At 43.9% G+C, this 19,377-nt stretch carries 21 protein-coding genes; 15 read left to right on the forward strand and 6 right to left on the reverse strand.

The features are described 5' to 3' along the window. Window positions 1-58 precede the first annotated feature (58 nt). From CHH91_RS11115 to CHH91_RS11155, 9 genes are all read left to right on the forward strand, one after another. Window positions 59-241: a hypothetical protein gene (locus CHH91_RS11115; protein ID WP_095223504.1), complete on the forward strand. Its 183-nt coding sequence runs from the start codon at window positions 59-61 to the stop codon at window positions 239-241. 15 nt (window positions 242-256) lie between these two features. Continuing rightward, a complete protein-coding gene (locus tag CHH91_RS11120; protein ID WP_095223505.1) occupies window positions 257-442 on the forward strand; it encodes a hypothetical protein in 186 nt (61 codons plus the stop codon). Between the two features lie 59 nt (window positions 443-501). Further along, complete coding sequence (locus CHH91_RS11125) at window positions 502-972, forward strand: GNAT family N-acetyltransferase (RefSeq protein WP_095223506.1); 471 nt, start codon at window positions 502-504, stop codon at window positions 970-972. Between the two features lie 19 nt (window positions 973-991). Beyond that, window positions 992-1,486 carry a GNAT family N-acetyltransferase gene (locus tag CHH91_RS11130; RefSeq protein ID WP_176465762.1) on the forward strand — a complete coding sequence of 165 codons (495 nt, stop codon included), beginning with the start codon at window positions 992-994 and terminating at the stop codon, window positions 1,484-1,486. Next, entirely contained in the window at window positions 1,447-2,007 is a 561-nt protein-coding gene (locus CHH91_RS11135) for a GNAT family N-acetyltransferase (RefSeq protein ID WP_286160759.1), read from the forward strand. The genes CHH91_RS11130 and CHH91_RS11135 overlap by 40 nt, the downstream gene beginning before the upstream one ends. A 17-nt stretch (window positions 2,008-2,024) precedes the next feature. Beyond that, entirely contained in the window at window positions 2,025-2,216 is a 192-nt protein-coding gene (locus CHH91_RS11140) for a hypothetical protein (RefSeq protein WP_095223509.1), read from the forward strand. Window positions 2,217-2,366: 150 nt separating this feature from the next. Next, complete coding sequence (locus tag CHH91_RS11145; protein ID WP_141234156.1) at window positions 2,367-2,708, forward strand: hypothetical protein; 342 nt, start codon at window positions 2,367-2,369, stop codon at window positions 2,706-2,708. 213 nt (window positions 2,709-2,921) lie between these two features. Beyond that, window positions 2,922-3,791: a methyl-accepting chemotaxis protein gene (locus CHH91_RS11150; protein ID WP_286160760.1), complete on the forward strand. Its 870-nt coding sequence runs from the start codon at window positions 2,922-2,924 to the stop codon at window positions 3,789-3,791. 14 nt (window positions 3,792-3,805) lie between these two features. Continuing rightward, window positions 3,806-5,266 (forward strand): aldehyde dehydrogenase family protein, encoded by a 1,461-nt coding sequence (locus CHH91_RS11155; RefSeq protein WP_095223511.1) that lies wholly within the window; start codon window positions 3,806-3,808, stop codon window positions 5,264-5,266. 38 nt (window positions 5,267-5,304) lie between these two features. On the opposite strand, the gene CHH91_RS11160 is transcribed toward CHH91_RS11155, so the two are convergent. The 4 genes from CHH91_RS11160 to CHH91_RS11175 all read right to left on the reverse strand — a co-directional run bounded on the left by CHH91_RS11160 (window position 5,305) and on the right by CHH91_RS11175 (window position 10,511). Continuing rightward, the gene (locus CHH91_RS11160) at window positions 5,305-5,784 is read right to left on the reverse strand and encodes a cupin domain-containing protein (RefSeq protein WP_095223512.1); all 480 of its coding nucleotides are present in this window, start codon (window positions 5,782-5,784) and stop codon (window positions 5,305-5,307) included. A gap of 115 nt (window positions 5,785-5,899) precedes the next feature. After that, window positions 5,900-7,792: a rhamnogalacturonan lyase gene (locus CHH91_RS11165; protein ID WP_176465763.1), complete on the reverse strand. Its 1,893-nt coding sequence runs from the start codon at window positions 7,790-7,792 to the stop codon at window positions 5,900-5,902. Window positions 7,793-7,925: 133 nt separating this feature from the next. Then, entirely contained in the window at window positions 7,926-9,278 is a 1,353-nt protein-coding gene (locus CHH91_RS11170) for a M20/M25/M40 family metallo-hydrolase (protein ID WP_095223513.1), read from the reverse strand. 18 nt (window positions 9,279-9,296) lie between these two features. After that, on the reverse strand, window positions 9,297-10,511 hold the full coding sequence (locus CHH91_RS11175; RefSeq protein ID WP_095223514.1) for a hypothetical protein: 1,215 nt from the start codon (window positions 10,509-10,511) through the stop codon (window positions 9,297-9,299). A 156-nt stretch (window positions 10,512-10,667) separates the two neighbouring features. Here CHH91_RS11175 and CHH91_RS11180 point away from each other — a divergent pair, with 156 nt between their 5' ends. After that, window positions 10,668-11,633: a GGDEF domain-containing protein gene (locus tag CHH91_RS11180; RefSeq protein WP_095223515.1), complete on the forward strand. Its 966-nt coding sequence runs from the start codon at window positions 10,668-10,670 to the stop codon at window positions 11,631-11,633. Then, window positions 11,542-11,853 carry a diguanylate cyclase domain-containing protein gene (locus CHH91_RS20570; protein WP_286160767.1) on the forward strand — a complete coding sequence of 104 codons (312 nt, stop codon included), beginning with the start codon at window positions 11,542-11,544 and terminating at the stop codon, window positions 11,851-11,853. The genes CHH91_RS11180 and CHH91_RS20570 overlap by 92 nt, the downstream gene beginning before the upstream one ends. Here the strand turns inward: CHH91_RS20570 and CHH91_RS11190 are convergent. After that, entirely contained in the window at window positions 11,842-12,792 is a 951-nt protein-coding gene (locus CHH91_RS11190; RefSeq protein ID WP_095223517.1) for a LysR family transcriptional regulator, read from the reverse strand. The two genes, CHH91_RS20570 and CHH91_RS11190, sit on opposite strands and share 12 nt — an antisense overlap. Window positions 12,793-12,969: 177 nt before the next feature. Here CHH91_RS11190 and CHH91_RS11195 point away from each other — a divergent pair, with 177 nt between their 5' ends. The 4 genes from CHH91_RS11195 (at window position 12,970) to CHH91_RS11210 (ending at window position 15,631) form a co-directional block, all read left to right on the forward strand. Further along, a complete protein-coding gene (locus tag CHH91_RS11195) occupies window positions 12,970-13,872 on the forward strand; it encodes an RluA family pseudouridine synthase (protein WP_095223518.1) in 903 nt (300 codons plus the stop codon). A 208-nt stretch (window positions 13,873-14,080) separates the two neighbouring features. Further along, window positions 14,081-14,560, forward strand: coding sequence for an NUDIX hydrolase (locus tag CHH91_RS11200; protein ID WP_095223519.1), 480 nt, complete (start codon window positions 14,081-14,083; stop codon window positions 14,558-14,560). A 208-nt stretch (window positions 14,561-14,768) separates the two neighbouring features. Then, window positions 14,769-15,104, forward strand: a complete 336-nt coding sequence (locus CHH91_RS11205; protein ID WP_095223520.1) for a PadR family transcriptional regulator — start codon at window positions 14,769-14,771, stop codon at window positions 15,102-15,104. After that, window positions 15,101-15,631 carry a DUF2812 domain-containing protein gene (locus CHH91_RS11210; protein ID WP_095223521.1) on the forward strand — a complete coding sequence of 177 codons (531 nt, stop codon included), beginning with the start codon at window positions 15,101-15,103 and terminating at the stop codon, window positions 15,629-15,631. The genes CHH91_RS11205 and CHH91_RS11210 overlap by 4 nt, the downstream gene beginning before the upstream one ends. A gap of 80 nt (window positions 15,632-15,711) precedes the next feature. Here CHH91_RS11210 and CHH91_RS11215 read toward each other — a convergent pair whose 3' ends face one another. Continuing rightward, window positions 15,712-19,248, reverse strand: coding sequence for an alpha-L-rhamnosidase (locus CHH91_RS11215; RefSeq protein ID WP_095223522.1), 3,537 nt, complete (start codon window positions 19,246-19,248; stop codon window positions 15,712-15,714). Window positions 19,249-19,377 lie beyond the last annotated feature (129 nt).

Here is a 19,377-nt window from a genome sequence, read left to right on the forward strand (position 1 = left end):
AAACTATTTCCATATTATTACCGTATAAAAGGTACAATCTTTTAGGAGGAGTTGCAAGTTGCGGACGATCCAAGTGTTGAAGGAACTAGGATTTTGGGTGTTTGCATGTATTTATATGATAGGTATTCGTCCCAATCTGGACGGATATGTACTATGGATACCGGATTTGCTTATTTGTGCGGCTATTGTACTTTCCCTGACTGCCTATATACTTCGCTTCGGGCGGAAAAAAGAGTATTAGCAAAAGGAGATAACCATGATAAAACAATTTAACTATACTGATGCAATTATATTGTTCACCTTCCTCGTGTTTATGACAAGTGTAGATGTACGTCATTTGAAATGGTTGGAATGGGGAGTGCTGATTGTATACAGTATATGGGCTTTCTTGATGGGACTTAAGACTGTAGCAATCTTGAAAAAATCAGAACCAAAGACCTGAGAGTTTGCTAGAAATCTGGTCATATTATTGGTTCCCATTTCTCGAAAGGAGGTAAGCGAATGCATATCACATTACATAAAGCGACAGTGGCTGATGCGGAGCTGATCCATGAATGCCAGGTAGCAGCTTTTCAGCCTCTGCTTGATAAATATCAGGATATGGGCTCAAACCCTGCAAATGAGCCGCTGTCACGTACAATAGCCCGTATTAACAGAACCGACGGTGGATTTTACAAGATAAAAACAGAAGGGGAATTTGCGGGCGCAATTTGTCTTTTTTCGAAAGAACCAGGAACCTACTGGATTAGTCCAATCTTCATTCATCCCAGCCACCAAGGAAAAGGAATTGCCCAGTATGTTCTTAAGCTGATAGAGACCATGTTTTCGGATGCAAGGATTTGGTGTTTGGCTACTTTGCGGGAAGAAAGGGGTAACTGTTATTTGTATGAGAAAATAGGATATCAGCTAACTGGTAGGGTACAGCCATTAAATGAACGGGCTACATTGATTTATTATGAGAAGCGGATTTAAAGTGATGCGGCGGGTGATTATGTGCAAAAACATTATGTTTGCCGAGAGAAAGCAGACTGGTCTCCATCCTTTTAATGAGCAAAGCAAAACGGCATTAGCTGCTCTTTTTCATAAGGGTTTTCGCAATACAATAGATGCGGAATATGACAGCATGAGCGCCTATCTAGGTGAAATACAGGCTGTAATTGATGGAAAGTACGGTGAATTCCTGCCTTCATGTTCTTATTTCTCTCAAACTGCAGAAGGTATCAACGGTGTTACGATGGTGACAATCTACCGCAGTTTTCCTTTGCTTGCTTATGTAGTCACTGCTCCTGAATGGCAAGGTAAAGGAGTAGCCACAAACTTGATTCAGTATAGTGAGCAGGGGTTGGGTCAACAAGGCTATGAAACATTTTATCTGGTTGTGACCAAGCAGAATTATCGTGCCATATCACTTTATCGAACATTAGGATTCCGCGAAGCAGGGGAAGATTGGGATGTTATGTTGAGAAGGCGAGGGGAGCAGAAGTGATTGAAGTGAGGTTAGTCGAAGAAAAGGATACTGCAGAACTTTTATCTTTGGAACTGCGTAATAAGGAGTTCTTTCAGCTATATACGGGTAGCCGTGATGATCATTTTTACACTTTGGAGGGACAACGGGAGCGTACTGATAGGGCTATTACTTCTGCCGCGGAGGATACTGGATATTCTTTTGTCATTCTATTGGATGGACATATAATCGGTATTATCATGCTGTCGGAGGTTGTGCGCTGGAATCTTCAGAGCTGCTGGATCGGCTATTTCCTTGATAAGGAACAAAACGGAAAAGGGTATATGACAGAGGCAGTCCGCCAAGTAGTATCTATTGCGTTTAAAGAATTGGAATTCCATCGGTTAGAAGCAGGTGTCATGCCGCATAATATCGGTTCTATCAAGGTGCTGCTAAAAGCAGGCTTCCATAAGGAAGGTATCGCCAAGCAAAATGTCAAAATTAATGGAAAGTGGCAGGATCACCAAACTCTTGCTATCATTAACCCTCGGGACCTCATGTAAAGAGGAGGGGAAATAGGATGAACAAATGGCTGCTTATAGCTGGAGTATTGATGGAAATCGTCGGTATTCTATTGATTTTGTTCTGGCGAGTTGATGATATGCTTGCGATTAGTACTGGTATAGTAATCATCGTCATAGGAGTGGTTCTTTTCCAGATAGGATATTGGCGTATCATAAAAGCTCGTAAAAGAGGAATGAAAAGAAGATAAAGAAGCTGGCTGATGAGGAAGCTCATTCAGCTGGCTTTTTTGTGTAAATTTACACTAAGACTGCCGATTGTTCTGCTATGCTAATGGTATCAGGCGTAAAGGGGTGTCATCAATGAAGGTCAAGTCTCTTTCTATTACGATATATCTTATATGCTGCTGTATCTTCCTCTCTTGTCATGCATTGAAGCCTCATCAGACCCTAATTCATCCGTTTCTATGAAAAACAAGAACTTAGATATTTTTATTTGCAGTTCGGATCCTGTGTATCAAGAAACAAATGGAAAATATATTACAGAAGATTTCCGAAACGCAATACCAGCTGAGATACCAATAGCAGAAGAATCTTGGCTGGGAAATTTGCTGAATACTTTTTTTAATAAAGACACGCTAGAAATAATCTCTTCTGATACTGATCAAGCAAGTCCACAATTGATTAAGCAAAAGCCAATAAACCTTACACCTACATTTATTGTTTGCTGTCTGCCAATATGAACACTAGCCTGAATGCTGATCACCTCTTCTATTGTGATAGGTCATAAAGTCTATTAAACACGAAATTTTAACCATTTTGTTGCTTGCATAGTGAATAATGCCTTGTGGATATTTGGCTATCCATATACCATTTCTACCAATTAACTTTACAAATCTGGAATATTGTCGATATATAGTAATAGAGTGAAATTTTATAAATAGGAGCATGATGTCATGAGTATGCAAGTACATGAGCAAACGGAACAGGCATTGCATCCAATGTTGGACGCCTTCGTGAAAATAGGGCCGTTCTTGCAGGATCTAATCAATGAAGATGTCACGATTGGTATATATAACACAGAGAAGCTGGTTATCAATTTCCCGGCTAAGACCTTTTCATTGAATGTTACACCCGGAGATCCATTGATGGATGGGGATATCGTAACAGCGGCAATCCGGCAGAATAAGAATCAATATGCAGTCGTTCCGGAAGAGCTTTTTGGTGTCAGTATCATCGCCCGGGCTATTCCGCTTCACGATGAAGCAGGGAATGTAATCGGCGGTGTTGGAGTCGGTTTGAGCATTGATAGTGCAAATCAATTGTCCTCGATTGCTTCAAACCTTTCTAACGTTATTGGCGATGTGACAGCAACAATTCAGGATATGGCGCAATCCATCTCAGGTTTGGCAGAAGGCATGAATTACATATCCAAGAAAGCTTCTGAGGTAACCGAAAGCGTAGATACAATCGAGGAAGTATCCAACGTAGTTAAAGGTATTGCGGATCAAAGCAACTTGCTTGGTCTCAATGCTGCTATTGAAGCTGCACGAGCTGGAGAACAGGGCCGCGGATTCAGTGTAGTTGCAGATGAAATCCGCAAGATGGCAACTGGGTCCAAGGACCAGGTTACCGAGATTCATCAGATTACCGAGAAAATTAAAACTGTCATCGGTAAGCTGAGCAATTCCATTCAAGAAGCAAATGCAGAGTCAGATACACAATCAGCTGCTATTGAAGAGCTGACAGCAACGATGGAAGAAATCAATGCAAATGTGAAAACTCTGGCAAATCTCGCAAAAGAGAATATCTCAATCAAAGAATAATAGAGGTGACCAACATGGAAAATTTCAAGCACTTGAACAGTCAGTATATTAACGGAGAATGGCGTGAAGGCCAGAGCAGCGTGAAAATGGAGAACCGCAATCCATATAACGGTGAGCTTATCGCAACTTATCAAGCAGCCAGCTTGGATGATTTGAATGAGGCGTATGAAGCTTCTGCCCGGATTCAGAAAGAATGGGCGAAAACGAACCCGGTAGCACAGCGTGCTGTCTTTGAAAAGGCAGTTGCTTATCTTGAAGCGAATCATGAGGCATTTGTTGAGACTATCATTGAGGAAATTGGCGGTACAAGACTGAAGGCTGAATTCGAAATTGGTCTCGTTACAAATATCATCAAGGAAGCATCTACATTCCCATTCCGCATGAACGGCCAAATTCTTCCGTCACCGATTGATGGCAAGGAAAACCGTGTGTATCGTGTGCCGGTTGGAGTTGTTGGTGTTATCAGCCCATTCAACTTCCCATTCTTCCTATCCATGAAGTCTGTTGCGACTGCATTGGCAGCTGGTAATGGTGTTGTATTGAAACCGCATGAGCATACAGCAATTACTGGCGGTACGATGATTGCGAAGCTTTTCGAGGAAGCTGGCCTTCCGAAGGGCTTGCTGAATGTGATTGTGACAGAAATCAGTGAAATCGGTGATAACTTCGTAGAGCATCCGATTCCGCGTGCTGTTTCCTTCACAGGCTCTACTAAAGTCGGTAAACATATCGGAATGGTAGCAGGTAAGAATTTGAAAGAGGCGCATTTGGAGCTTGGCGGCAACAGTGCATTGGTGGTTTTAGAGGATGCAGATATGGAACTTGCAGTCAGTGCAGCTGTATTCAGCCGTTTCACGCACCAAGGCCAAATCTGTATGTCTGCCAACCGTCTGATTGTGCATGAAGATGTGTATGATGAATTCGTTGAAAAGTATTTGGCAAAGGTTTCCACGCTTACTTGCGGTGATCCGAAAGATCCAAGTACTATCATCGGACCTCTTATCAATGAACAGCAAGTGAAAACGACGGTAGCATTGATTGAGAAGGGTATCGAAGAAGGTGCAACACCTTTAATCAAAGGTAAAGTTGAAGGAAACATTGTCGAGCCAGTAGTATTTGGCGATGTGACACCAGATATGACACTTGCAAACGAAGAACTGTTTGCCCCGGTCGTTAGCATATTGAAGGTGAAAAGTGATGAAGAAGTGCTAGCTTATGCAAATAACAGTGACTATGGCTTGAGCGGCGCAATCCACACTAGAGATGTGGAGCGCGGTGCGGAGCTTGCGAAACAAATGGATACAGGTATGATCCACATCAACGATGGTACGATCAATGATGAACCGACAGTCGCATTCGGCGGCGTGAAGAACTCCGGACTTGGCCGCCTGAATGGCGAGTGGAGCCTCGATGCATTCACAACGACAAAATGGATCAGCATTCAGCACGATCGCAGACAATATCCGTATAGCTAATAAAAAAAGACCCACAGCTGTGGGTCTTTTTTTTTATGCTATTCCGCGGCCATGGCTTCCTTTTTGGTTCGGTGGATTGTGCCGTAGGGATGCTCAGGCGGAGCGTAAATTGAGTACAGCTTCAAAGGGGCTTGACCGGTATTTATAACGTTGTGCCAGGTTCCAGCAGGGACAAAGATGGCAAAATCATCTTGAACATATTGCTGATAGTTTAAGTAGTCTTTCCTAGGACCCATTTGAACTAGCCCATGACCGGATTCAATGCGTAGGAATTGATCAACATTCGGATGTCTCTCCAAACCGATATCTTCTCCTGGTCTGATGCTCATCAAAGTGACCTGGAGGTGCTTTCCAGTCCAGATAGCTGTCCGGAAGAAGCGATTATGCTCTGTAGCTTGTTCGATGTCGACAACATATGGTGAATTTCCGTGATCGTGTATTGGCTGCTGCCACTGATAATTGCGCCAATCGTTTGGACTTGGGTACCCGTAATAGTGGGACTGATTTCTATAATACATTTTTTCTTCTCCTTCGCTGCATTTATATCTTATCCTATGCTGTTGCCTACTCCGTGTTCTTATCAGAGGAGGCAAATGAAAGAGTACAGGAGGTTTCCTGTACTCTAAACAGCAATCATTTAGCTTTTGTTACTTCAATTCTCGGCATCTCTGGCTGTTTCATATCATTTCCCAAGAAATAACTTGTGTGCGGCGGCTGGTTATAGGCAACATTCTGCCAAGCCACGCCTAAGCGGTAAACAGGGTCATGCATCAAGGTAGGGAGTTTTTCTTCGGTCATGTCTGTTGTCGTGTAAAGGACGAGAGCGCTGCTGTCCTCAGTACGCCAGATGGCCTCCTCACGCCAGTCACCGATTAAATCAGCCTGGAGCGCAGGGTTCCCTTTTGTTCCATTGTTGGAATAAGTTCCTTCTGCATCAAGTAAAGTATCCAATTTTTCTGTCTCCGGGTTCCATTTTCCGATCAAGCCAGTGCCAGTTTGGATGCTTTCATCGAAAGTATGATCAAGAATCTCACGAGTCAAGTCGCCGTCCCACCAGATAGCAAAGTTGGCAGGAGGGATGTTCGTTGATATTTTCTCCCCTGAAGCAGCGTAAAGTCCTCCTGTCGGACTGTTCCAAGCCCCGTTAATTGCCCACATTTCGGCTCCAGGATAGCGAGGGTCGATGTCAGATGCAAGCCCGCGACCAACATCTATGTTTGTCGGGATGCCCCAGATCAGTTCTCCTGTCCGAGCATCGCGGAACTCTATACCTGCTTCATTCGGGTACGATTCATGGACTTGGAATACTTCAAGCCCTGGTCGGCTTGGATCTAAATCGCTAAGATGCATGGCATCTCCGTGACCAAGACCGGTTGAATAGAGACCAGTTCCATCATCGTCCAGCGCCATTGCGCCATAGATGATTTCATCTTTGCCGTCTTCGTCCACGTCTCCGATACTCAAATTATGATTACCCTGCTGTGCATATGCTTCGTTTCCAGGCGTTTCACTATTGAACATCCACTGCTTTTTCAGTTTTCCATCTTTATAGGTATATGCTGCAATGACTGTCTTTTCATAGTAGCCTCTGGCTTCAATGATACTCGGCGTTTTGCCATCCAGATACGCGACTCCGGCAAGGAAGCGATCGCCTCGGTTTCCGTAGCAGTCACCCCAATCGCAAATATCACCGCGGGCTGGCTCGTAGTCGATTGTTTGTTTGATCTTGCCTGTGTTACCTTCAAAGACGGTCAAATATTCTGGTCCTTCGAGGATATAGCCCGATGCATTGCGATGATCAGCGTCAGGGTCTCCGATGACTTTACCCTGCGCATCTTTTGTACCGTCAGCTGTTTTGACGACAAGCTCGGATTTTCCGTTACCATCAAAATCATAGACGAGCATTTGTGTGTAATGAGCACCTGCACGTATATTCTTGCCAAGATCAATTCGCCATTTATGGGTTCCATCCATTTCATAAGCATCGATGAAGACATTGCCAGTGTAGCCAGAGCGGGAATTATCCTGCGCATTGGATGGATCCCATTTCAAAATGATTTCCCATTCGCCGTCGCCATCCAGATCACCGACACTGGCATCATTGGCATTGTAAGTATAAGATTTTCCATCCGGTGTTTTGCCATCGGCTGGCTTCTTGAGGGGAATATGCAGCTGATTGTCCTGCCATACTTTGATATTATCCTGGTCCACACCTTTCCCGATTGCTTCTACACGATAGACGCTTTCCGCAGTGCCATCTTTGTCGAGGAAGTTCGTGCTGTGTTTCACTGGTTTCCGAGTGATTTTCTTACCGTCACGATAAATATGGAAGGAGGTTTTCTTCGTATCGTTCCCGAGGAATCTCCAGCTTAAGAAAATACCATCCTCCGTCTTAACGGCAACAGCTCCACGTTCCAAATATTCCATTTGCCTTTTAGGCAGTTTCTTGGCATCGGCAGAGAAGGGGATTGCGAATGTCAGCAGCAGGACGAGCAGCAATAACAGACATTTTTTCACTATAACCATTCCTCTCCTTTTTATTAAAGCGCTTTCATTTTAATGCAGGAGATAGGTTAATTCTTATTAGACAAGGCAGTCGATTCTCATATATGGTTGTAAATATTTTAAAAGCCATGCCTGAGCAGGCATGGCTTTGTTGCTACTTAGAATTCCCCAGTGTATGGATAACGTGAGCTGTACAATTGATGCCGTTCAAGAAGTAATCCACATCAAGGTTCTCGTTCGGCGAATGGTTATGCTGGTCAAAGTTCGCATATGGCACGATGATAGATGGCAGACCGAGAATCCCCGTCCACACATAATCCGGAAGGGAGCCGCCCATACTCGGCTGGATGAGCGGGTCTGTTTGGTAAGCATTCTCGACAGCGCTGATAACTTTTTGCACAATCGGCAGCTCTGCTCTTGTGCGAGATGGCTGCATGCTGCCCAAATATGTAACCTCTACATCAGGCGCATAGGTTTGAACATGTTTTTGAATCTTTTCAAAGATATCGTTTGGATCCTGATCCACTACAAGCCTGATGTCCATTTTGAGCCGGGCTGTAGAAGGGATGATCGTTTTCGTTCCTTCACCTGTATAGCCGCTTTCCATTCCGAAGATATTGAAAGTGGGCTCGCCAGTCATCTTCTGGTAGTAGGATGGACCGTCCATGGCCAGTTCGGGATAGCCGATTTTCTCACCTAAGGACTTTTTGTCATAAGGGAGCTTTGTGAGCAGCTGTTCCTCATAAGCAGTAAACGGGCGGATCGCATCATAGAAACCTTCAATTTTGACGTGACCGTCAGCATCACGCATCGTATGCATCAGTTCAATCAACTTCCAAGCAGGGTTGGGAACGATATTCCCAGTGTTGCCTGAATGATTATCACGATCTGCTCCTTTGGCATCGAATTGAATGGACAGCATCCCGCGTACCCCAAGCAGTACGAGCGGGGAAGAGCTATTATGGGATGGACCGTCAGATGTGTAGACAAGATCCGCTTGCAGCAATTCCTTATGCTCTTCCACGAAGGCTGCTAGATTTGTACTGCCTTTTTCTTCTTCTCCTTCAAAGACAAATTTAATATTGATGGGCAGCTCGCCGACTGTAGCCAAGTAGCTTTTGACACCGAACAGCTGCGCCATCAGCTGTCCCTTGTTATCGCCCACACCGCGGGCATAAATTTTGCCGTTGCGGATCTGGGGTTCGAATGGAGGGGAATCCCACGCATCGTAAGGTTCGGGTGGTTGAACATCGTAGTGGCCATAAATAAGCAAAGTGAAAGCTTCCGGATCCTTGATCAATTCTCCGTAGACGACAGGATGGCCGGCTGTAGGGATGATTCTTGTATGGATCCCAAGTTCCTCCATCATCCCTTTCAATAGTTCAGCGCATTCTTCGATACCGTCATTCTGTGTACTGATGCTCCGCTGGCGCAGCAAGGTGAACAGCTGGTCCAGGAAGTCTTGTTTGTTTGTTTCTATATAATCTTTTAATGCAGATGCGTTCATATAATTCTCCTTTATTTCTTAGTTCAGAGTTCCGATCAAAACAGTGGCAATGAGGATTGAACAAGTTGTAACTGTCGTAAACCCACCCATAAGCATCGGCGTCACAATCTCGTTCATGATGGCCTCCCGTTCTTCTTCCGTGTCCCCGACTTCGCGGCTGATTTCCTCACAAAGGATGTAGTCCGCGGGGAATCCGAAAAGTGCTGTCAGTGCAACAGGCATGCCAAGATATTTACCTACTCCAAGCAGCTTGGAAGCTAATAATCCTCCAATCGTTACGCCAGCTGTACCGAGCACACAAATCAATAAGATTTCTGGAATATAGCTCGCCAATGCTGCTGGTGTCACATCATCCATGGAAGAAATAACGATAAAGATAACTGCAATCATAGCGATGCCGGTTGCATTTGCTTTTTCCATCGTTTTTGCGGGATAGAAGCCGATATAGGCACCGATAACCCCGATGATCAGACAGAAGATGGTGTAGTTGACGCCTGTGACAGCTTCAAGGATGACAGCGATGCCACTGCCTAAATATAGCTGCAGGATGAAAATAAGGGATGTTTGGTACTTTTCCGGCAAAAGTAATTTGCGTTCGTTCTGTGCTTTGACTACTTTATTCGGCCGTTCTTCTGTCACTTCGCCTTTTTCCAAAGCTGCTCCGCTGTGCAGGCGAGCCTGTACTTGCTGTTTCACAATGATTGCATGTCTTTTTAAGAAGAAGGAAGCAAGCGGGATACCGAATAGCTTATGAATGCTCAATACCAGTGCTGGGATGATAACAAGACTGGATAATCCTAATTCGGTCAGTTTTTCACTCGTAACAAGATATGCTACAATTCCGCCGACAACCGGACCTGCACCAGCTACTGCAGTTTCATAATCAAAGAACAACGGAACAATCGCCAAGACAAGTGCTACCGCAGTAAGAGAGCCAATGAGTGCAATCAGGATAGGCTTCAGCTGTCCTTTGATTAAGGAGAAAGGAACAAGTGTACCAAGGTGCACAATGAATGGTGCAACAATCAGGGATCCGAATGCGGTAATAACGGATTCCGACATAAGTCCATTTGGAATAATTCCAGCCCACAAGAGACCAACATAGAGAAGCAAAGCTGATAGCAGCATCGGGATGCGTGCTTTTGTCCAGATGGAGATGAGTTCTCCTAAGCCTAATACAGCAATTAATAAAAGGGTGATCATGACAGGGTTGCTACTGATCTCACTCCACATGTACATCTGCCTCCAATTTTATGTAAGAATATTAATAAAAACTAAACTAAATTCAGAAAATTGTCAACATACTAATTAATTAAGCTGGAAATCTGCTAGGCTAAAAGTCTTATTTTCTGTATAATAAGCTCATTCAATGGAGAAACGAGGAGAAGGATGGGTATAAAACATGCCTTTACACTGCCGTCTGTTCCTAAGGAAAACAAACAGAAGCTGAAGGAAACTGTCTTAGAGGAAAATTGGAAAAGGACGAAACTGTTCGCCATCATCATCTTGATCTTTGAAGCTATTTTGCTTGTGCGGCAGCTTCCAGGTGGAATTGATTTATATGTAGGCTTGTATCTCGGACTATTCAGTGCAGCTGCAATCTACTTGCTTTGTATATACATAATGGGGAAAAAGAAGATTTCAACTAGTTATAGAATGATCACGGCTCATTTCTTTGTATTTCTGTTCCTTGCTTGGGGGGCGATGGTGACACTGCTTGATCAGCTCCATTACGGTCATGTCATGGCATTTGTGGTCAATTATATGTGTGTATCGACGTTATTTTTGGCAAACGGTAAGCATTATCTCTTGCTTGCTCTTCCGAACGTTATTTTTCTTTATGTTGGCTTACCTATTTACCAGCAGTCGGACAATATACTGTCTGGTCATTATACGAATCTTACTGTTTTCATCTTTTTTTGCTGGCTGGCGTCGCAGCTGCTGTATAAAGGGTTCGCTGCAAACTTTTACAATAAGCTTTTGCTGACTGAGATGAATGAGGAATTGGAAGCACAGATCGCCCAGAACGAAGCGATGAACGAGCAGCTGAAGCAACAAGCGATGCTGGATGAATTGACTGGTGTACCAAATAGACGGGGCTTCCAGGACTATATCAATACTGAGCTGGCGGATGAGCGAGAACGGCAGCTTGCTTTATTCCTGCTGGATGTGGATGCCTTTAAAAGCTATAACGATCATTATGGACATCTCCGGGGAGATGAGGTATTGCGTCTTGGCGCAAAGCGTCTATCAGACAACAAATATTCCGACAGCTGGCTGGGCCAGATATGGCGGCGAGGAATTCGTACTTGCTGTTTTCGATCAGCCGTCAGAGACATTGGACGAGCTGGCTGAAGCAATTCGGCAGGCGGTCCAGGAACTCCGTATTGACCATGCCTTTTCACCTGTAGCAGATAAGGTGACTGTAAGTATTGGTATATATAGTGCTGCTATTTCAAACGGTATTCAGCTATCCTATTTCATCGGTCAAGCGGATGAAGCCCTTTACGAGGCGAAACGTTCCGGCAGGGATACTTTTATCAAAAGAGAAGAGCTAAGCGAATCACTCGCTTAGCTCTTTTTCCTTGTACATGATTTGGACGAATCGTCTCAATTCCTTTGTCAAACCGCTGATCGGCTCCTGGAATCGGCAATTTTCCCGATATTCTACTGCTACTGAAGCCGTATGATTCAGATCGTCTATTGGCAGAATGACAATATTGGGCATTCGCTGCTCGCTTATATGATACAAGATGGATCGCGGCAGTGCCGTAAATCCATGTCCGCTTTCTACAAAAGCAAGCATGTTCTGAACATCATCGACCATCTGATAGTCTTTTGCCTGCACTAATCCTAAAAGAGAACTGATTTTATCCAAATTATTAGTCAATGCTGCGTGCTCGAAGACGATCAATTTCTTATCGAGCTTGTTTGAATTTGCGAGCTTCCCGTCTAAAATTGGTGCATCATCCTTATGACAAACGAAGACTAATTCGTCTTGGAGTAGCGGCTCACAAAGGAACGGAGTCCTAGCTCTGTTTTCGTAATGGATGGAAAGCTGAATGCTGCCATATTCCAAAAGCTTCTTCAAGACATTCGTCGGTCTTGTAATGAATTTAAAAGGAATGTGCGGGAAGTGCTCCTGCATGTAGGGGATGATAATGTGGTTGAATACCGGTGCAAGCCATATATTGATTCCAATCCGCAATTCATCTTTGCCAGCTGTAATACTGCTCAGCAGCTGATAGCTGATCTTGTTATCACCAGTGAGCGCAAATGATGCATCCTGCAGTTCCTCAAGAAGCTCAATCGCATAGGGAAGGAAAAAATATCCTTCTTCTGTCAGTTCGATTCCGTCCCAGCTGCGTTTCAATAACACGAAATCGAGTTCTTGCTCCAGTTTCCGTATTCTTGTACTTAAAGTAGGCTGTGTAATATGTAATGCTTTTGATGCTTTGGATATACTTTTATTGGAGACAACTGCAAGAAATGACTCCAATCCATCAATATTCATGATCTCACTCCTGCTGTTCTATACTGTTCATCTTATATTTTTTTGGACAAAATGTATAGGAATCTGTATAAAATTCCTTTATCTTCAAGAGCAGTGCTTGTATTTCCAATCCAGAACAATTAAGATGAAGAGATGCACCAATGACGCCATAACGAATGGCATAGAAAGGATTTAATTATGAAAAATAAACGTCCGCGCTCTCGTGGGTTCCAGCCAGCGAAGCCGAAAGTATATAACGTAACAGAAGAAGCAGAACTATTACCTTTCCTGTTAAAGGTTGTAGGCAAGAGCCGTAATTCAGTGAAATCTATCTTGGCCCGCGGCCAGGTTTCCATTGATGGTCGTGTTTCCACACAATTCAATGACAAATTGCGACCGGGTCAGGAAGTGACGATCCGTACAGATACAGTAACAGAAGCAGCACCGCTTCAGGGCATAACAATCATGTATGAAGATGACACCCTCATTGTTATCGAGAAAGCTTCTGGACTGTTGTCAATCGCTTCCAATAATGAAAAAGAAAATACCGCTTACCGTCAGCTATCTGATTATGTCAAAGCGCAGCACAGTGATAATAAGATATTTGTCGTTCACCGTCTTGACCGCGATACATCCGGTGTGATGGTATTCGCTAGATCGGAGAAAATTAAAAAGATAATGCAGGAATCGTGGCAAACAACGAAGGAGCGGGCTTATGTTGCTCTTGTTGAAGGCGACGTCTCTAAGTCAGAAGGAACCATTACCTCCTGGCTGAAGGAAACAAGTACACATAAAATGTATTCCAGTAAGTACGAGAACGACGGATTGAAGGCAGTGACACATTATCAGGTACTTCAAGGGAATAAGGATTTTACATTGATGGAAATCAGCCTGGAGACAGGACGGAAAAACCAGATTCGTGTCCATATGCAAGATATCGGACATCCGATTGCAGGGGACAAAAAGTATGGAGCGGAGGATCGGTCGATCAAACGCCTCTGCCTGCATGCACGCAAGCTGAACTTTAAACACCCTGTCAATGGTATGCCGTTGAGGTTTGTATCGGATATTCCGAAGCTATTTACTTCTAAATCCAGATAACCTGAAAAGCAGAGCAGATATGCTCTGCTTTTTTTATAAAAGTTGTTTTCGCGTAGATTGTTGTTTTTTACCGAATTTAAGGGCTTGTGTTAAAATTAGAATAATGAAAATAATCCTGTTTAACTAACAGGGCTGGTTAGTGGGAGAATCCGGATTGCTTTTGTTCGGCAATTGGGACAGTTGACGGAATAATCGAGGGGGAATCCTAATGGAATACTTCAAATATCTAAGACAGTATGTGGGTCATAGACCAATTATTTTACCTGGATCAGTTGTTATCATTGTAAATAAGCAAAATGAGATTTTATTGCAAGAGAGACACGATGGAAATTGGGGCTTACCGGGTGGTTTAATGGATTTAGGAGAAAGTTTTGAAGAGGTGGCAAAAAGGGAGGTATTTGAAGAAACAGGGTTAATAGTTGAAAATCTAAAGTTACTTAATGTACACTCTGGTTCAAATTCTTATTTAAAAGTACCTAATGGTGATGAATTATATTCTGCAACAGCCGTTTATTACACCAAAAATTTCAGTGGAGATATGAAGATTGATTATAATGAGTCGAAAGATATGAGGTATTTTGCAACGGATAACTTGCCAAATGAACTAAATGGTAATGATAAAGACTATATAGAGGAATATGTAAAAAAAACCGCAGATCTTTCTCAACGGAGCACGATTTTGGACTAAATTGACAGGTGCTTTAGTTGAAGAAGCAAATCTTTAAATAACAAAAACTCGCAATTTTCAAATGCGAGTTTTCTTTTGTTTTAGCAATAGCAACAATATTTACGAAAACAGCCTTATAAAAAATATTTATACCTATTGCCAACAGTTTCCAAATGCAATATTATATCCATAAGTGATATATCATATATGGATATAAAGGATGGGTGTTATGGCTAAAGGAAATTCGCTGGAAGAACTGACAGATCCGGTTTTCTATATTCTAGTCGCATTAGTGGAGCCCAGGCATGGGTATGCCATTATGCAGTACGTAGAAGAAGAAACAGATGGGACGTTTAAGATAGGGCCTGCAACATTGTATACCATCATAAAGAAATTGCTGGATGCCGGCTTGATTGAAGCTGAACCTGAAAGCGAGCCGAGGCGCAAAACCTATGTTACGACTGCTGCTGGTATTTCCAAGTTGGAAGAGGAAGTTGAAAGGCGGAGCAGGATGCTCGACCTGGCGACAATTGTACTGCAGACGAAGGGGAGGAAGGGACAATGAGACAACGAAAGTATATATCTTCAGGCGGACTGGCTTTTTCGGAAAAAGAGGATATGCAGAAGCTTGCCAAACAGGCAGCCAAAGGCTGGCATTTACAGGATTTTGCCTTCATGGGCTACCGACTTGTCCGCGGGGAACCGAAACAGGTACAATACATGATCGATTACCGCACCCTGGATGAAGCAGAGGAACAAGAGTATCTGGATATGTTCAAGCACGCAGGCTGGACACTTGTGTGCAGTTCTTATGGAATGTATATCTTTGTAGCTCCAAGAGATGCTGCACCAATTTACACGGATGTGGAAACGAAGCAGGATAAACTGAAGCGTGCTTCTTCATTTATTCCTAAGATGGCTTTGGTGACCACTATTCTGACTATTGCCAGCTTCATGATAAACCGTGTAATAGATAGCGGTGTAACAGCTATTATTTGTTTCTTACTGTTCATTATTTCTATGTGCAGTATCGCAATGACAGTGTCCTTTTATATCCGAATGTTTAAGCTGGTGAGAAAGGGCGAGGATTGATGCATCATAGTCGTTTACGTACATCAGAGGTAAGAGGATAGCAGAAAAAGAAGGCTCCCATTGAGGAAGCCTTAGGGTAGTTATGGCAAAATGGATTCGAATGTAAAGCTGCCTGACTCTGCATCGAAGGAAACCTCTCCATTTTTATGCTCCTTGAAGGTGACACCAGTTGCCTTATGGATCGGTTTTCCATTAACTCGAACCGACTTCGTATCTTTTGCCGGGATTGTGATTGTTGCTGTCGTATTCGACGGAATGACAGCATCGTAGCTGAAGGCTTGATTGTCTGCTTTCCAGCTGCTTTCGATACGGCCATACATGGAATCAACATGTCCCTTCGCCCATGTCATCACCTGATCCGGATCTGGTGTAGGCTCGAGCAGGAAGTGCTTGAAGCCTGGGTGATCAGGATCTCGTTTGATACCTAATGATTCTTTGTACATCCACGCTCCAACGGCACCGAATGAATAGTGATTGAAGGAATTCATGCTGTTATTGCCGCCAAATCCGTCTTCTTCTGTATAAGAGTTAAGTCGTTCCCAAATTGTCGTTGCACCGTTTTTCACTGAATACAGCCAGGATGGATAGGATTCCTGCTGCAGCAAACGATAAGCGATATCATCGTGGCTATAATCAGAAAGTGCTTGGCTGATCGCTGCTGTTCCAATGAAACCTGTCATGAGAGAGTACTCTTGACGCTCCTTACCTAAGTCATCCGTATTCTTTCTCTGGACTGTGGCTGCTAGATGATCAGCAGCAGCGTCTGCATTGGTCTCATTCAATACGTTGAGAGCCAAAGGTACAGCATAGGAAGCTTGACTATCCGAAATGGAACCGTCAGATTTCAATGTCTTTTTCGTTTCCGGATCAATGAACTTGTCATTGAAGAATTGCTTCCGTTCTTCGTAGCGTTCCCAATAATGTGCAGCATCGTCATCATTACCAAGAATCTCAGCTGTCTTCGCCATGATCTCCAAATCATACACATGATAAGCCGCCCAGAGGAAAACATTTTCTGTCTTACTGTTTTCAGGGCTGAGCCAGTCACCTAATGGACCTTCGTTTATCAATCCTGTCGTTGCATTCACTTTTGTACCCAGATAATCGACATATTGTTTCATGCTGTCGTAATGTTCCTGCAGAACAGTTTCATCTCCATATTGCTGGTAAGACTGCCACGGGACTGTTAGACCAGCGCTTCCCCACAGGATACCGCCAAAGCCAGGGCCGATTGGTGTTACGTCGGAATAACGCCCGTCAGCGCGCTGCAGATCACGGTTAGCCAGATTATGCCTGCGGAGGAATTGGTTCACGTTATCCATATAGGTGGCTGTTTCCGAGAAAACGGATATATCGCCATTCCAGCCCATGCGTTCATTCCGCGCGGGTGTGTCTGTCGGGATAGAGAGGAAGTTTCCTCGCATGCTCCAAGTTATGTTTTCCCATAGCTTATTCACAGTTGAATTGGATGTCTCATAGCTCGAATCAATATCATGAATGGAGCTGATCACCAACCCTTTCACATCCTTGAGAGCAGGTGGCTTATCTACACCAGTAATCTCGATATAGCGATAACCATGGAAAGTGAAACGAGGCTGGATCGTCTGGTTACCCTTTTTCGTTACATACGTATCTTGAACCAAAGCTGCGCGCAGATTTTCCAGCATGAGCATACCGGTATTCTCACCAGATTCTTCGCTGTCCGGGTAAAGCATTTCGGCATAGCGCAAGGTAATCTTCTCATCAGCTTTCTGTTTCTTCAGATTGATTTGCGGAACACCGACCATATTTTGGCCCATATCATATACATATACGCCTGGTCGCACTTCTTCCATGCTTTTTGCTGTCAATGTATCGACAATCCGGGCGTTTTCTCCGACCTGTCCCGTAATCTGCATATCACTATAATCCAGATTCCCGGCGGTCGTCGTTTCATCTAACGGCACTTCTACAGCCTGTTTCCAATTCTTTGCCTTAAAGCCGGCTTTGCTCCAATTCTTCATTTCTTTATTTGCATCGTACACTTCCCCTTGGAAGAAGCTGCCGTAAACGAGCGGTCCGTCTGTCGTGTACTCCCAGTCAGGGTTCGTTGTGATGGTTTCTGTCGTGCCATCTTCATAGGTGACAACGAGCTTTGCCAGAAGGGAATTGCGATCGCCGAAATAGTTCCAGTTTTCGGTCGTGAATGTGCTGGCACCACTCCACCATCCTTCTCCCAGCATGGCTCCGAAGGCATTTGCCTTACCAGACTTAAGCTGATCCGTCACATCATAGATTTGGTACATCTGTGTTTTGTTGTATTGTGTCAAACCCGGGTTGAAGTAATCTTCTCCGACACGTTCTCCGTTGAGATAGAGTTCATATATTCCTCGGGCTGTTGCATACAGTCTGGCATCTTTGATTTTCTTTTTATCTGTTTTGAACTCGGTTCTCAGCAGCGGCGTGGAATGACCACTCGGATCGGCAACAGCAAAGACGCCTTTGTTGCCCCCAGCAACGTTGTAAGCACCAGATGTAACAGTTACGCCTTTCGCTTTGGCAAAAATGCCTTTATAATTTTTTGCCTCTGTATTTTCTTCAAAAAGGGTGTTGGATGGCTTGCGGTAGTTCGTCACTTTCAGATTGCGGAAGCTTGCCTGCTGCTTCTTATCCACTGAAAACCCGATTTCGGACAGCATTGGGAAAGCGATATAATTACCGCCTGATCCGACGGGGTTCACATTGAACCCATTCGCAGGAGTGATTCGATTCTCCCCATCTATGAATATATGGAAGACACCTGAATTTCCCCAGATTGATATGTCATGGGCCTTATGCTTATTTTTGTTATCGATCAAGTCTCGGGAAATATCCAGTACTGTGATTGGACTGGCAGGATCATCTTCCGGTTCATAGCCCGCCCGATAGATTAGCAGCTTGGCATTCCCAGAATCTCTCTGTACATCCGAGACATCCAGCTCGAATTCCACATAGCTTTCATTCACATCATTCTCGAGATTGTACATGTTCTTATTCTTATCCATCAGTCTTGGATCATTAGCGCCGAGGATGAAGCTGGCTTTTTCTGTATTTGTTTTCTTATCCAGCTGTAAGCTGTAATGTACTTTATACACATTGAAATAATACGCTTGGAGCACCATATCTTCTGCTTCGGTACCAATCCATTCGGCACCGTCCCAAGCAGAAATATCTGTATCCAATAATCCTGTTTCGAACCAGCTGGCTGCTGTTGCCTTCTTACCATTTTCGTTCCAAACGGACACTTCCCATTCATAACGAGTAGCTGGTTTCAGTTCTTTTCCTTCATATTGAATAGCGACAGACTCCTCAGAATGCTGTTTCTTAGTATCCCAGACAGTTTTCCCTCCTGGATCCTTTACAACAAGCTGATAAGCTTTTTGTTTGGCTCCTTGGTGGTCAGCTTGCATTTGCCAGCTGAAGGTAGGGTTTGGATTGTCCAAACCAAGCGGTGTTGAACTGAAATCAGTGAAAAGATTAATAACTTCTGCTTTCTGTTTTTTGGCATCTACTGGGCTGGAAACAAAGGGTAGAAACGTGGTTAGGACTAGGAGCATTGAGGTAACCCACACAATACGACGATAAAACCGGGTCTGCATACGATTCCTCCTTCATAATGGTTAATGAAATTGCTGTAAGGCAGTCCAATCGGTGCATACGTGGAGGCAGCTCCAACTTTTGCACGTCAATTGTTAGCGCTTACATATTTAAATTCTAACCTAATCTTG

This window comes from Virgibacillus sp. 7505 (assembly GCF_002272135.1).
Classification (GTDB): domain Bacteria; phylum Bacillota; class Bacilli; order Bacillales; family Amphibacillaceae; genus Terribacillus.

Coding starts and splice junctions, on each gene's coding strand:
- CHH91_RS11165 (WP_176465763.1), bottom strand. CDS start 7,792: ATGGTTATAGTGAAAAAATGTCTGTTATTGCTGCTCGTCCTGCTGCTG.
- CHH91_RS11145 (WP_141234156.1), top strand. CDS start 2,367: ATGCTGCTGTATCTTCCTCTCTTGTCATGCATTGAAGCCTCATCAGAC.
- CHH91_RS11195 (WP_095223518.1), top strand. CDS start 12,970: ATGAAAAATAAACGTCCGCGCTCTCGTGGGTTCCAGCCAGCGAAGCCG.
- CHH91_RS11120 (WP_095223505.1), top strand. CDS start 257: ATGATAAAACAATTTAACTATACTGATGCAATTATATTGTTCACCTTC.
- CHH91_RS11180 (WP_095223515.1), top strand. CDS start 10,668: ATGGGTATAAAACATGCCTTTACACTGCCGTCTGTTCCTAAGGAAAAC.
- CHH91_RS11125 (WP_095223506.1), top strand. CDS start 502: ATGCATATCACATTACATAAAGCGACAGTGGCTGATGCGGAGCTGATC.
- CHH91_RS11205 (WP_095223520.1), top strand. CDS start 14,769: ATGGCTAAAGGAAATTCGCTGGAAGAACTGACAGATCCGGTTTTCTAT.
- CHH91_RS11215 (WP_095223522.1), bottom strand. CDS start 19,248: ATGCAGACCCGGTTTTATCGTCGTATTGTGTGGGTTACCTCAATGCTC.
- CHH91_RS11140 (WP_095223509.1), top strand. CDS start 2,025: ATGAACAAATGGCTGCTTATAGCTGGAGTATTGATGGAAATCGTCGGT.
- CHH91_RS11150 (WP_286160760.1), top strand. CDS start 2,922: ATGAGTATGCAAGTACATGAGCAAACGGAACAGGCATTGCATCCAATG.
- CHH91_RS11210 (WP_095223521.1), top strand. CDS start 15,101: ATGAGACAACGAAAGTATATATCTTCAGGCGGACTGGCTTTTTCGGAA.
- CHH91_RS11200 (WP_095223519.1), top strand. CDS start 14,081: ATGGAATACTTCAAATATCTAAGACAGTATGTGGGTCATAGACCAATT.
- CHH91_RS11160 (WP_095223512.1), bottom strand. CDS start 5,784: ATGTATTATAGAAATCAGTCCCACTATTACGGGTACCCAAGTCCAAAC.
- CHH91_RS11170 (WP_095223513.1), bottom strand. CDS start 9,278: ATGAACGCATCTGCATTAAAAGATTATATAGAAACAAACAAACAAGAC.
- CHH91_RS11190 (WP_095223517.1), bottom strand. CDS start 12,792: ATGAATATTGATGGATTGGAGTCATTTCTTGCAGTTGTCTCCAATAAA.
- CHH91_RS11130 (WP_176465762.1), top strand. CDS start 992: ATGTGCAAAAACATTATGTTTGCCGAGAGAAAGCAGACTGGTCTCCAT.
- CHH91_RS11155 (WP_095223511.1), top strand. CDS start 3,806: ATGGAAAATTTCAAGCACTTGAACAGTCAGTATATTAACGGAGAATGG.
- CHH91_RS11175 (WP_095223514.1), bottom strand. CDS start 10,511: ATGTGGAGTGAGATCAGTAGCAACCCTGTCATGATCACCCTTTTATTA.